The organism is Xanthomonas sp. LMC-A-07 (assembly GCF_030208825.1).
Classification (GTDB): Bacteria; Pseudomonadota; Gammaproteobacteria; order Xanthomonadales; family Xanthomonadaceae; genus Xanthomonas; species Xanthomonas campestris.
In genome coordinates this window covers 1-12267 of sequence record NZ_JARVTF010000008.1, presented here as the reverse complement: position 1 = coordinate 12267, position 12267 = coordinate 1, and the positions used below count along the sequence as shown (strand labels likewise).

General features: G+C 66.2%; 13 protein-coding genes, 2 other RNA genes and 1 pseudogene. 4 read left to right on the top strand and 12 right to left on the bottom strand.

What is annotated here, in order from left to right; translation table 11 throughout:
* Positions 1-120: 120 nt before the first annotated feature.
* Both QRM89_RS07590 and QRM89_RS07585 read right to left on the bottom strand, forming a co-directional pair.
* The gene (locus QRM89_RS07590) at positions 121-1299 is read right to left on the bottom strand and encodes a phosphatidylinositol-specific phospholipase C1-like protein (RefSeq protein WP_285447704.1); all 1179 of its coding nucleotides are present in this window, start codon (positions 1297-1299) and stop codon (positions 121-123) included.
* Between the two features lie 133 nt (positions 1300-1432).
* Entirely contained in the window at positions 1433-3382 is a 1950-nt protein-coding gene (locus QRM89_RS07585) for an acetyl-CoA hydrolase/transferase C-terminal domain-containing protein (RefSeq protein ID WP_285447703.1), read from the bottom strand.
* A 130-nt stretch (positions 3383-3512) separates the two neighbouring features.
* Here QRM89_RS07585 and QRM89_RS07580 point away from each other — a divergent pair, with 130 nt between their 5' ends.
* Genes QRM89_RS07580 through QRM89_RS07570 form a run of 3 tightly spaced genes read left to right on the top strand, consistent with a single transcriptional unit; the run spans position 3513 to position 5757 of the window.
* Positions 3513-3878 carry a BlaI/MecI/CopY family transcriptional regulator gene (locus tag QRM89_RS07580; protein WP_014508794.1) on the top strand — a complete coding sequence of 122 codons (366 nt, stop codon included), beginning with the start codon at positions 3513-3515 and terminating at the stop codon, positions 3876-3878.
* Positions 3868-5169 (top strand): TonB family protein, encoded by a 1302-nt coding sequence (locus QRM89_RS07575; protein WP_285447702.1) that lies wholly within the window; start codon positions 3868-3870, stop codon positions 5167-5169. The genes QRM89_RS07580 and QRM89_RS07575 overlap by 11 nt, the downstream gene beginning before the upstream one ends.
* Before the next feature lie 3 nt (positions 5170-5172).
* On the top strand, positions 5173-5757 hold the full coding sequence (locus tag QRM89_RS07570) for a hypothetical protein (protein ID WP_228431112.1): 585 nt from the start codon (positions 5173-5175) through the stop codon (positions 5755-5757).
* Between the two features lie 21 nt (positions 5758-5778).
* On the opposite strand, the gene QRM89_RS07565 is transcribed toward QRM89_RS07570, so the two are convergent.
* The 4 genes from QRM89_RS07565 to modA are packed head-to-tail and all read right to left on the bottom strand — an operon-like array spanning position 5779 to position 8478.
* Complete coding sequence (locus tag QRM89_RS07565) at positions 5779-6336, bottom strand: flavin reductase family protein (RefSeq protein ID WP_228439251.1); 558 nt, start codon at positions 6334-6336, stop codon at positions 5779-5781.
* Positions 6337-6384: 48 nt separating this feature from the next.
* On the bottom strand, positions 6385-6999 hold the full coding sequence (locus tag QRM89_RS07560) for an ATP-binding cassette domain-containing protein (RefSeq protein WP_285447701.1): 615 nt from the start codon (positions 6997-6999) through the stop codon (positions 6385-6387).
* Positions 6999-7685, bottom strand: coding sequence for a molybdate ABC transporter permease subunit (gene modB, locus QRM89_RS07555; protein WP_181921912.1), 687 nt, complete (start codon positions 7683-7685; stop codon positions 6999-7001). Before modB ends, QRM89_RS07560 begins: the two co-directional genes overlap by 1 nt.
* 16 nt (positions 7686-7701) lie before the next feature.
* Positions 7702-8478: a molybdate ABC transporter substrate-binding protein gene (gene modA, locus QRM89_RS07550; protein ID WP_285447700.1), complete on the bottom strand. Its 777-nt coding sequence runs from the start codon at positions 8476-8478 to the stop codon at positions 7702-7704.
* A gap of 123 nt (positions 8479-8601) precedes the next feature.
* Between modA and QRM89_RS07545 the strand changes: the two genes are divergently transcribed.
* Positions 8602-8681, top strand: a non-coding RNA gene (locus tag QRM89_RS07545) — sX9 sRNA.
* A gap of 67 nt (positions 8682-8748) precedes the next feature.
* On the opposite strand, the gene QRM89_RS07540 is transcribed toward QRM89_RS07545, so the two are convergent.
* The 6 genes and pseudogenes from QRM89_RS07540 to QRM89_RS21355 form a co-directional block, all read right to left on the bottom strand.
* On the bottom strand, positions 8749-9561 hold the full coding sequence (locus tag QRM89_RS07540; RefSeq protein ID WP_285447699.1) for an MBL fold metallo-hydrolase: 813 nt from the start codon (positions 9559-9561) through the stop codon (positions 8749-8751).
* A gap of 13 nt (positions 9562-9574) precedes the next feature.
* Positions 9575-10387 (bottom strand): S1/P1 nuclease, encoded by an 813-nt coding sequence (locus QRM89_RS07535; RefSeq protein WP_285447698.1) that lies wholly within the window; start codon positions 10385-10387, stop codon positions 9575-9577.
* Between the two features lie 92 nt (positions 10388-10479).
* Positions 10480-10553: non-coding RNA, sX9 sRNA (locus tag QRM89_RS07530), on the bottom strand.
* A 61-nt stretch (positions 10554-10614) separates the two neighbouring features.
* Positions 10615-11229, bottom strand: a complete 615-nt coding sequence (locus QRM89_RS07525) for an OmpW family outer membrane protein (protein ID WP_285447697.1) — start codon at positions 11227-11229, stop codon at positions 10615-10617.
* A gap of 119 nt (positions 11230-11348) precedes the next feature.
* A complete protein-coding gene (locus QRM89_RS07520) occupies positions 11349-11972 on the bottom strand; it encodes an OmpW family outer membrane protein (RefSeq protein ID WP_285447696.1) in 624 nt (207 codons plus the stop codon).
* Between the two features lie 218 nt (positions 11973-12190).
* A pseudogene (locus QRM89_RS21355) lies at positions 12191-12267 on the bottom strand (DUF4440 domain-containing protein); the annotation flags it as partial.

The following is a 12267-nucleotide window of genomic DNA, read 5'->3' as shown; positions in this document are numbered from 1 at the left end:
AGGTGGAGAACGGGAGGGCGCCCGGCCCGTTCACGCGGACAAAGGCAATGCATCGCCGACGCTGTCCATTGCGACCGATGACATGCCACTGCGGTATTGCTGCCGGGCAGGCAGCGCCGGTCAGTGGGTGAGATCGACACCCTCGCAGTGCGCGCGCGACAGCTGCGGTGCGCAGCGCGCAACCGCATCGCCATCGAAGCGCACCACATAGCCGTTGCTGGCCGGCTCGTGTGCAGGGAAGTCCGTGCTGAGCAATTGCGCCCCGCTGGCCAGCATGGCGTCGCGGCGGCGGGTGTCGCCGCGTGCAGGCTCTTTCAGATCGGCATCGGTGCGTGTGCGGACCAGGTAGCCGGCTTGCACCAGGCGGATGATCTCCTCGGCGGGGCCGTCGTTGCGTTCGGTAAACGCGGCATCGTCCTGCCCAGGCTCGGCGTTGGTGAAGCACACGCGGCCGCGCAGCGAAGGGTGTCCCGGCAGATAGCTGGCGCCGGCCGCGCGTTGATCGAGCAGGAACACTACCTTGCCGCGCGTGGCACGCAATGTGGGCCAACCGTGCGCCAGCACCGCGGCGTTGAGGGTGCGTGCAGTGCCGCGGACAGTATCCGGGCTCACGTACTCTCCCGGGCGGAAGACCGAGCGCAGTTCGGCATCCAGCGCATCCATGGCTTCGCGATCGAAAGGCTCCGGCTGCACCGTGGGAAACGACAGCTGCACCGGTGACTGCTTGGTTTCCAGCAGGATGAAGATCGGCAGATGTCCCGGATGTTGCTGCGACCATGCGCGCACTTCCTGCAGGCAGGCAATCAGTGGCTGACAGGTGCTGCGTTGGTCCACGTCCTGCACATGCAACACCTTGAAGCCGGGCTTGTTCATGACGCCGGTGGGTGCGCTGGCCGGTGCCGGTGGCAGCCCCGCCTTGGCGATTTGTTCGACGATCGCCGGATGCGCATAACGCCCGCCGTGCGCATCGGCAAACACATCCAGCTCCAGTTGCCTGACGCCATCGTTCAACTGTTGTGTCAATGGCGGATGGCGATAGTCCAACGTCGCGAACGCAGCGGGATCGTGTTGCTTCAGCAGCGCTGCTTCGCTGGGTGCGAAGCCGGCGTGGTAACTGTTATGGCTTCCGATGTACTGCAGATCGGTGAGCCGCGGCTCTGCCTGCGCCGCCACGCTGGCGAGCAGTAACACGCCAAACACGGCTGTTTTCAGCGTGATTCTTCGCTTCGCGGGTAACTGCTTCGCTTCTGTGTCATTGCCTGCATTCGGTGCAGAAAACGCATCATGAAAGGAGTGCATGCAGCGGCGCCGGAAAGAAGGTGGTCGCCATCATCCCGGTCGCGCTTGACGCAATGCTTTCCACCGTGTGTCCGTCTTGCGTCAGCGGTCACACGGCCAGCGTCGATGCAGTTGCTCTGTCAGGGCTGCGTCATCACTGCTGCCTGGTCTGTTGTAGCGCGTAGGCCAGCAGCTTGGCCTGCACGCGGTCGCCCAGGCTGCGCGGTGTGGCCAAGTCCATGCGCTGCAGGCAGGCGGCATCACCTGCAGTGCGCGATAGCAGCGCGCGCATCAGCGTTGCCAGTGCAGCGGTCTTTCCGATGGTGGCGCTTTTGAGCCAGCCAAGCGCGGGCAACAGGCGCTGCTCGGTGTCGGTGAAGTCGCTGCCGAGCGGATAGTCGGGCAGGCTGCCATCGCGGCGGAACGGTGCCAACGCCGCTTCCAGCGCCTGCGGCGTGTTGCGCTGCACGCGTGCGGCCTGCTCGGGAACATCCCGCAGTTTGCGTGACTGGCTTGCCTGGGCAAGTAACGCGGTCTGAAAGCGCGTATCGCAGATACCAGCCATTTCCAGCACGCAGTCCTGATCGGTCTTGTGGCGCAGATCGGCGATGCCGTATTCGGTGATGTAGATGTCGCGCAGATGGCGCGGGATGGTGGTATGCCCGTAGTTCCAGCGCACGTTACTGGCAGCGTCCTTGCCCGACGCGCGGGTGGCACGCAACATCAAGACGCTGCGTGCCTGCGGCAGGGCGTGTGCCATCGCCACAAAGTTGTACTGCCCGCCCACGCCGGAGACCACGCGTCCATCCTCCAGGCCGTCGGAGACCGCTGCGCCCAGGGCGGTGGCCATCATGCACGAGTTGAAGAAACGCGCATCGCGGCGTTGCAGCCGCTCCAGCGCTTCGTTGCCGCCGTAGAGCTGGTTGATCTCGCTGATGCGGCGCATGCCAATCGCACTGCGCAGCTGTGGGTCCAGCGCGTGCAGCCAGGCGTAGAACGCCGGCGAGCCAAGATAGAACGCGCCATGCAGGAATTCGCCTTCGTCCGCCAATCGCGCTGCATCGGCAGCGTCGGCGGTGCCGTCGGCCAGGCGCTGCATCAAGCCCAGATCGTCATGGACCTTGCGCCGGATCACGCCGCTGTCCACCAGCTGTTTGAAGCCTTCGTTGAGCATTTCGCTGCAGCCGTACAGGCCGATCGCAAATGGCTCCAGGCCACCGCTGGCCTGCACCGCCGGATGCGATGCCAGCGTTGGATCCAGCGCCTGCAACACGCGCCGGTAGGTGGCGTTGTCGGTATGTCGCAACACCAGCGCGTGGCTGAGTGCATCGGCGAGCGTGCCGATGCCGATCTGCAACGTGCCGCCATCGCGAACCAGCGTGCTCGCATACAGGCCGATGGCGTAATCGGTGCTGGTGACCGGCTGGCGCGGCAGCCCGAACAGTCGCGGTGACGGGCCGGGTATCTCCAGCACCAGGTCAAAGAACGAGGCATCCACAGCCGCAGTGCCGCCGATCCACGGCAGTTCCGCATCCACTTCGGCCACCAGTAGCGGACGTGGCAAGCCAAGTACGGCGACCGCATCCAGCGTGTCCTGGGTGATGTCGTTGTTGCACGACAGCGACAACCGCGTGCCACCGGGTTCGCGTGCAACTTTCTGCACGATCAGGTTCGGCGCGCGTTGCGCCACCGCAGCAGCGGCATGGGTGTAATTGAGGCTGGTGTAGTCGGCCTGCGCCTGGGTGGAGTGCAGCAGCCCGCCGGACTGCATGTAGAACTCTTCCACCTGCACATGCGCGGGCAAGGCATCGCGCAGCATGGCATCGACATAGGCCAGGCGCGGGAAGTCATCGCCGAAATGCCTTGAAATGAACGGCCCGGCAAAGCGCGCGGCCAGACCGCTGCCCGGCTTGGGCGGATTGAGCGACAACGCGGTGTACAGCGCAAGCGGACGCGATGGTTGGTCCACCACGTGCGCATACAGCGCATTCAAAAGCCGATGCGGTTTGCCGATGCCCAAGGGCGCGCCCACCCGCAGCGGGCCGTCGATGCGCTGCAGGATCCACGCCACCGTGGCGCTCAGATCGGTCAGATGTTCAGTCATCCAGCCAGGGTAGCCGAGCCGGATGCGGTGCGCCCGGTGATTTGCATTATGTGCCGGGCAAGCCAACCGATCAGGCTTGACAGGGTTTGAAATTACATGCGTAATCGAGAAAAATTACGGGTGTAATCGCATGGCGATCAGTGAGTCCGAAGCGATTGTGATGCAGGTGCTGTGGGAGCGTGCGCCGCGTACGGCCGAGGAGGTGGTGGCCGCCCTGGCCCACACCGGCTGGGCCGAGCCCACCATCAAGACCTTGCTCAACCGGTTGCTCAACAAGGGGGCGGTGGCGGCGCACAAGGATGGGCGCAAGTACCACTACGCGCCGGTGCTGCTGCGCGAGCACTGGGTGCAGCAGCAAAGCGAAGGACTGTTGCAACGGGTGTTCGGCGGCCGCGTCGCGCCGCTGGTGGCGCACTTCAGCGCGCGCGGCAAACTCAGCGCGTCCGATCTGGCGGAACTGAAACAGCTGATCAAGGACCTCGATGATGCTCACTGACCTGAGTGCATTCGCCTGGCGCGTTGCCGTGACGACCACCATCGCCGTGATCGTGTGCCTGTTGCTGCGCCGGCCAGTGCGCGCGTGGTTGGGCGCGCCGGCGGCGTACGCGGTGTGGAGCTGCGTGCCGCTGGCAATCGTGGCGGCGGTGGTGCCCGGCCCACCTGCCGCCACTGCCGCGTTGTCGATGCCTCTGTTGCGCGCCCAGCCACAGCCGCATGGCACGCCCGTCCTCGCGCCTGGATGGGAAAGCGCGCTGGGCATTGCCTGGCTTGTGGGCGCCGTGGCAATGGCCGGGTGGCTGTGGTGGCAGCAGTCGCGCTTTGTGCGCAGCCTCGGGCCACTCCGGGCGCAGGGCAACGCGGTGTGGTCGGCCAGTCATGACCGCGGCCTGCCTGCATCGCTCGGTGTGTGGCGGCCGCGCATCGTGGTGCCGGCCGACTTCGCCACGCGTTACAGCGGCGTGGAGCGTCAATTGATCGTGGCGCACGAGCGGCTGCATCTGCGCCGTGGCGATCTGCAGGCAAACCTGTTCGCCGCCGTGTTGCTATGCCTGGGCTGGTGCAATCCGCTGGTGCACCTGGCGTGGCGCGCATTCCGCCTGGATCAGGAGCTGGCCTGCGATGCCGGCGTGCTGGCACGGCATCCACGGTTACGTCGCCGCTATGCCGACGCCATGCTCAAGACCCACTTCGGGAGCGCTGGGGCGGCGACGGTGTGCCACTGGACCACGCCGCATGCGTTGGTGCAGCGCATCGCCGCATTGCGCGCGCTTGCCCCGCGTGGCCGCACGGCCGGTGCAGCACTGCGCCGGTGGAACACGCCCTTGGTGATGCTGCTGGCGCTGCTGGCCAGTGCCGCCGCGTGGGCCGCGATTCCCACGCGCGCGCCTGCCGTTACGTACGCCGGATCAACGCCACGTCCGCCGGTGGATTACGCAACGTTGACGCCACCGCGATACCCGAAAGATGCGATGGATGCCGGGCTCGAGGGCAGTGTCGAATTGAAGATCCGCATGGATGCGAGTGGCGTGCCGCAACAGATCGTCATCCTGCGCAGCCAGCCTGCCGGTGTGTTCGATGCCGCGGTGCTCGCTGCCGCCAGGCAATGGCGCCTGGTGCCCGACAAGGTGCACGGCAGGCCGGTGCCAACCACCGTAAGGGTGCCGGTGCAGTTTGCGTTGGACCCGCCCGACGAAGTCGCTGTACCACCAGGCACTGATGCGCCCGCTGCAGCGGGCGCGCAGCCTGCGCGCTGCGCCGCGTCCGCATGCGCCGCAAAGAAGGGCTGACAGATGCGGCAGTCTCTGGTCTATGTGGCAGTGATGCTCGTCGCGATCACCGGCTGCGCAAGCCGGCCCGTGCAGATCGCCGAACAGACCCAACGCGAAGCATCGGTGGATCAGCGCATGCTGGCGGCGCAGCCGCCGGCAGAGGGTGCGGCTGCCGTTACCACCTATGTGCTGGCACCGACGCAGCGGTTTCGCATGCCGCGCGCATTGCGTAGTGACACTCCCCAATTGGCGCCCGATACCGCACGGACCAGCCTGCCGCCGACCACGGTGTGCGCGCACGTCATTCTCGACGCCAGCGGCACTGTGCAGCGTGTCGATCCGATGTCCGATCGTGACGCGTGCGCTGCCGGCTTGCTGCCAGCCAACGCAGATCTGCTGCAGGCAGTGCGTGCGACCGTGCAGCAGTGGCAGTTCGTGCCTGCGGCGCTGTGCGCTTTCGCTCCCGGTGTTGCGCAGCCGGCCGACATGGACGATTGCACCGGCGCCGAGCGCCAGGAGCCTGTCCCGGTGACGTTGTCGTTTGCCTTCACCTTCGAGATCCGGCAGGGCAAGGTCAGTGTGCAGACCGGCAAGGTCGGCCGCTGACGGCAAGCCGCTTCAACGCGGCTAGAGCATCTCCGGTGTGAACAGGCGCCGCCGCGACACCTCCGCGCCAGAGAGCATGAAACGCCCATCGCCACGGTAATGCACGGTCTTCGGTACCGCGGGCCGTCGCGCCACATGCGCGTGCACCACTTCCCACACAAACAGGTTGTGGCGGTTGATCTGCCGCCCGTCATGCAGGCGGCACTCGAAGCTGGCATAACACTCGGCGATGCCCGGTGCGTCCACCTGCGTGCTTGCCGCTGCAGTCAGCCCGAAGTGTGCGAACTTGTCGATCTGCGCACCACTGCTGTTGCCGATCGCAACCACGGTGTCCAGAAGCTCGGCCGTCGGTAGGTTGATCACGCATTGCTTGCTGCGACGGACCAGTTCAAAACTGTGGTTGCCGCGCGCGATGCAGCACGCAATCAGCGAGGGCGAGAACTCCAGCAGCATGTGCCATCCCAGGGTCATGATGTTGCGCTGGCCGCGGTGCGCCGAGCTCACCAGCACCACCGGCCCCGGCTCGAGAAAACGGCGGACCTGGTCGACGGGAAAATCCTGCTTCTGATAGCGTTTCATGCGTGCTCCGCGTGATCTTCCCAATGCGCGCGTGGCGCGTTGGCTGTGCTAGTCCAGCACATGCACGCTGGAGGCAATGCGCTGCACTTCGTCGGGGTTGTGGCTGACATACAGCATCGGCAGGCCGATCTCATCGCGCACGCGCTGCAGGTAGGGGATCAACTCCTCGCGTCGTGCCTGATCCAGGGCCGACAGCGGCTCATCGAACAACAGGATCGCCGGCTGCGACAGCAAGGCGCGGCCGATCGCCACGCGTTGCGCCTCGCCACCGGACAGATTGCGCGTGCGCCGCTGCAGCAACGGCGCAATCCCGAGCAAGGCCACCACATCGTCGAAACCGAAGCGCGCCGCAGCGCCTGTGTGGCGGCCGTAATCCAGGTTGCGGCGGACATCCAGGTGTGGAAACAGGCGCGCATCCTGAAACACATAACCGATGCGCCGGCGGTGGGTGGGCAGATCCACGCCGCGTTGATGGTCGTACAGGCAACGCCCGTCGATACGGATATGCCCCGCCTGCGGGCGCACCAGCCCGGCGATCGCATTGAGCACGGTGGTCTTGCCCGCACCCGATGCACCGACCAGCGCCACCACGCGCTCGTCGTCCTGGATGACGATGCGTCGGTTGAACTGGCCACGTTGCAGCTGCAGATCGATATCCAGCATCAAACCTCCTCGCGCGGATGCGGCCGGCGCACCAGCCACTCGGAGAGCAGTAGCGCGGCCAGCGAGATCGCCAATGCCACGCCGGCCAGCCGCCACACGCCCGATTCCATGCCGGGCACCTGCATCAAGCCATAGATCGCCGACGACAGCGTCTGCGTTTCGCCGGGGATATTGGACACGAAGGTGATTGTTGCGCCGAACTCGCCCAACGCCTTGGCGAACGCCAGCACCACACCGGCCACCAGGCCCGGCCAGGCCAGCGGCAGGGTGATGCTGAAGAACACCCGCCAGGGGCCGGCACCGAGCGTGGCAGCCGCCGCTTCCAGGCGGCGGTCGGTGGCTTCGATCGACAGCCGGATGGCCCGCACCATCAACGGGAAGCCCATCACCGCGCAGGCCAGCGCCGCGCCGGTCCAGCGGAACGCGAACTGGATGCCAAGGTGTTCAAGCAACCAGCTGCCGACCGGGCCCTGCGTCCCCAGCATCACCAGCAGCGCGTAACCGGTCACCACCGGCGGCATTACCAGTGGCAGATGCAGCAGCGCGTCCAGCAGCGCCTTGCCCGGGAAGCGCCGCCGCGCGAGCAGCCAGCCGCAGGCAATGCCGGGCGGCAGGCTCGCCAACGCCGCCACGATCGCGACCTTGAGACTCAGGCCGATCGCGGTCAGCTCTTCCGGGGTGAACATCGCCACGCGGACTGCCTCAGTCCTTCAGCGAAAAACCGCGACGCACGAAGATCGCCTTGGCCGGTGCACTGCCCAGCCACTGCACGAACGCCGCGGCCTTGGGATTGCGGCTGTTTTTCAGCGCTGCCACCGGGTAGACGATGGGCTCATGGCTGTCGGCGGGGAACGTGGCGACCACACGCACCTTGGGCTCGGCGCGTGCATCGGAGCCATACACGATGCCCAGCGGCGCCTCACCGCGCGACACCAGCATCAACGCGGCACGCACACTTTCGGATTCGGCCAGATGCGCACGGACGCCCTCCCACTGGCCCAGCGCACGCAGCGCGGCGGCGGCGTACTTGCCGGCCGGTACACTCGCGGTCTGGCCCACTGCCAGGCGGCCGTCACTGCCCAATGCCTTGGCGATCGCGCCGGGCTGGCGCGGGTCCACGCGCACCTTGCTGGTTGCCGGCGCGATCAGCACCAGGGTGTTGCCGAGCAGGTTGCGGCGTTGCGCGGGCAGCACCTGCCCACGTTGCTGCAGATAGTCCATCCATTCCAGATCGGCGGAGAAGAACACGTCCGCAGGTGCGCCTTGTTCGATCTGTCGCGCCAGCGCGGAACTTGCGGCATAGGACACGCGGACCGGCGTGCCGGTCGCTTGTTCGTAAGCGGCCGCGGCCTCATCCATCGATTCCTTCAGGCTCGCCGCAGCGAAGACTGTCAATGGCGCGGTCTGCGCGCTGGCAAGCACGGGCAGGGCGAGCAGCACGGCGCAAAGGGTGCGGCGCCAGAAACCGGTCATGCGCATCGGGAACTCCGGATGGGGGAAGCCCCCGATCATAACGGCAGGGCGTGCCGCGCCGCGTGCGTGAGGGGGCTGGCGGCTTTCAGTGGACGAGCCAGCAGCGGTGCTGCCAGACGTGCCGCAGTGATGCAGCCGCGTCTGGAATCCACATGTGCCCCCGCGCCATTCGCACCCAGCTGACGATTGCTCGCTACGTTGTGTTAGCCGATCTTAGGAACAGAAGAAAACTACCGGCCCGAAAGAAGCATCGCGCGCAGGCCGCACGCACTGCACTCAGCCGCGCCAGCCCGCCTGCAGATTGGCCTGCAACGCCGGGCCCATCAACTTGGGTTCGGGCAGGCTGGCGTCGCGGGTTTGCCGTTGCGCCACATAAGCGTCCACGTCCACACCATCGCGCACATGGATATTGCTGCGGCGCTGCTCGCCGATGGTGGTCACGTGTGCAATCGCGCGCCCGCCCGGGCCGTAGTCATGGCACACGAATACGCGCGTGGCATCCGGCAAGGCGTACAAGCGCTGGATCGACGCATAGAGCTGGCGCGCGTCACCGCCGGGGAAGTCGCACCGCGCGGTGCCCGCGTCCGGCATGAACAGCGAGTCGCCGGGGAACAGTGCATCACCCATCAGGTAGGCGATGCTGTCGCTGGTGTGCCCGGGCACTGCAATCACGCGGCAGGCAATCGCGCCCAATGCGAAGCGCTCGTCATCGGCAAACAGATGGTCGAACTGCGCGCCATCGGCACGAAACCCGGCCGGCAATGCGTAGTGCGGCGCCAGCGTCTGCTGGACCTGCGTAATGCCTTCGCCGATCCCGACCCGCGCGTCCGGCCAATGCTGCTTCAACCATTGCGCGGCGCTGAGGTGATCGGCGTGTGCGTGCGTTTCCAACAACCACTGCACCTGCCAGCCATGCTGCTGTACGGCATCGACAAGGGCTTGCGCCGCCTGTGTGGTGATCGCGCCGGTGTCGGCAGCGTAGTCCAGCGCCGGGTCGATCACCGCGGCCACCCCGGTGCGCGTATCGGCAACCACGTAGGTAAAGGTGTTGCTGTCGGCATGGAAGAACGCAAGGACCTGCGGCTGCATCGGTATCTCCGTCTCAGGGGCTGCGCAGCGCCGCATTGAGCAGCGCGGCCAGCCGGTCGCCCGCGACACGCAGCTGGGTCTCGGCAATCGGGCGATAGGTGGCGATATAGGTTGGTGGCAGTACGTGCGTGTCGGGATACACGCCGGGCGTGATCGCGATGCGGCACGACGCCTGTGCCCAGACCGCGCCCGGCGGCGGTAGTGCCGGCGAGGTGGGCGCGGTTGCCGGCAAGGCCAGCAGCACTTTCAGATAGGCATCGTCGCTGAGGTGGCGGTCATTGAGCATGCCGCTGTCCCACAGTGCGTGCAGGTTGCTGCCTTTGCCGGCGACCTGTAGCTGGAAATCGTTGCCACCCTTGTCGTGCGCATAGCCGGCGTGCATCGGCTGATGGATGTCGCCAACAAAATGCACCACGAACTTCAGCGCCTGCCGACGTGCCGCCAACGGTTGGTTGCGATCGGCCAGCACGGCGGTCTGCTGCTCCAGCGCAGCGATCACGCAGTTGCCATCCGGGCAATCGCGCGGCGGCACATAGCCGCAGTCGTGTTCGCCGAGATTGACGTAATGCCAGGGGCCCGAGCGCTTGCCCAGATCCGGATCATTGGCGCGCAGCTCATCGGCCCAGGTGGCCACACCGGCCAGGCTGGGGTCGGCTTCGCCTGCCAGCAGCTGACTGACCTGCGCGCGTGCCTGCGGCGTCAATTCGGTTTCGGCAACACGCGCCACCAGCCGGTGGCCCTGCGGGCCCCAGGCCAGTGCGGTGGTGGGCTGCAGCGCGGCTGCACACACGGAGAGCGTCAACAACAACGGGGAGAAGGTCTTCATCCCCGGAATTGTACGCGTCGCATTTGTAAGGCGGATTGCAGCGTTTGCCCATTCGCGCAGACACCCGGCCTGCGCGACGCGCGGCTTAGAGCGGCTACAAAACGTAGCGAGCAGTCGTCAGGTGGGTGCGGCCGGCGCGGAGGGACCGGAGTGCACGGGGGGACATGCCGATCCCGAGCACAGGCCGCCCCCGCCCGGCGGCTGCGCAGTCGTTTTGATCGCTGTTCTTAGAAATAGACCAGGTACGACACGCCATAGGTCAGCGGATCGATCCGCGCCTTGCCCAGGCGGGTGCCGTTGAAATCGATGTTGCTGGACGAATCGGTCCAGCGTGCATCCACACGCAGGCCGCTGCGCTCGTTGAAGATGAAGTCCACACCCACGTGCGCGGTGGCGCCCACCGAATCGTCGAAGCGGATATCGCCACTGCCCAGCGCTTCGTCGGTGTCTTCGCCCAGGAAGGTGGTGTAGTTGATGCCCACGCCCACGAAGGGCGACACCGTGCCATAGCCGTTGATGTGGTACTGCAACAGCACGCTCGGCGGCACCGACCAGTAGCTGCCCACCTTGCCGACACCCGCAAGCTCCAGATCGTGCTTGCCCGAGACGGCGGCGTGCACCTCGATGCCGAGGTTGTTGCGCAGGAAATATTCATAGGTGAACGACAGCGCAGGCGCGCCCTTGATTTCGCCGCGGACGCCAGCGAAGTCGCCGCTTTCGGACTTGGGCGAGACGTATCCCGCGCCATAGCCGGTCGTCCAATGGCCGGCCGACTGGGCAAAAGCAGGAGTGGCCGAAGCGGCCAAAGCGATGGCGAGGGCGGTGCGGATAAGCATGCTCATGGAATCCCCGGTAAGTCGGACAGGCGGTCGACGTGCACCTACCTGTCCGCAACTCCGGCGGTGGATTCACGTCCCTGGGCGTCAAGTGTGCCAGAGAAGCGCCACGCGCGTCGCCGTCCTCAGAACCGGTGCACGTACGCCACGCCGTAGACCAGCGGGTCGATGTTGACCGTGCCGATACGGTTGCCATTGAGGCTGGCGTCGCTTTCGATGTCGATCCAGCGCATGTCCACGCGCAACGCGCCGCGGTCGCTGATCTTCACGTCCAGGCCCGCATGTGCCGCCAGGCCCCAGGAGGCATCCAGGTCCAGGTCATTGCCGGCCAGTGCGCCGCTGGTTTCGGTGCTGAAAAAGCGCGTGTAGTTGATGCCCGCGCCGACAAATGGCGACACCTTGCCCTGGCTGTTGAAGTGGTACTGCAAGCTGACCACCGGCGGCAGGTGCTTGGTGCTGCCCACGCGGCCCAGGCCACGGATGTTGATGTCGTGCTCGAATGGCAGTGCCGCCAGCACCTCGATGCCCCAGTTGTCGGCAATGAAGTATTCGGCGGTGATGGTCGGGCGGATATCGGTGCCGACATCCACGTCGAGCGTGCCGCCGGCCAGGCTGCCGTTATCGGACTTGGGCGCCACCTGATGGGCGCCGACGCCCAGCAACCAGTCACCCTTGGATTGGGCCAGTGCAGGTGCGCTGACCGAGGCGGCAGCCAGGGCTGCAAACAGAAGAGTGGAACGCTTGCGCATGAGGGTCTCGTGTCGTTGTAGGAGTGAGCGAAGTCTTGAACGTGCGCGCCGTTGCTGCCTTGATCCTGATCAATCAGGCGCAGCGCATGCAGTGACGGCGCGGGTGTCTGGTGCAGAAACGCAGGGCATGCGCGCTGCCTGCGCCGCGCGCAGCGTTCGGCGGGGAGGGGGCCGAACGCTGCGGCAATGACGCGACGGGCCGCGTCGATCTGGCCGGCTTACTTGGTCTTGCTGACCGACGCGGTGGCGGTATCCACTTCCGGCATGGCCGAGCTGTGGTGGTTGATGATCAGCC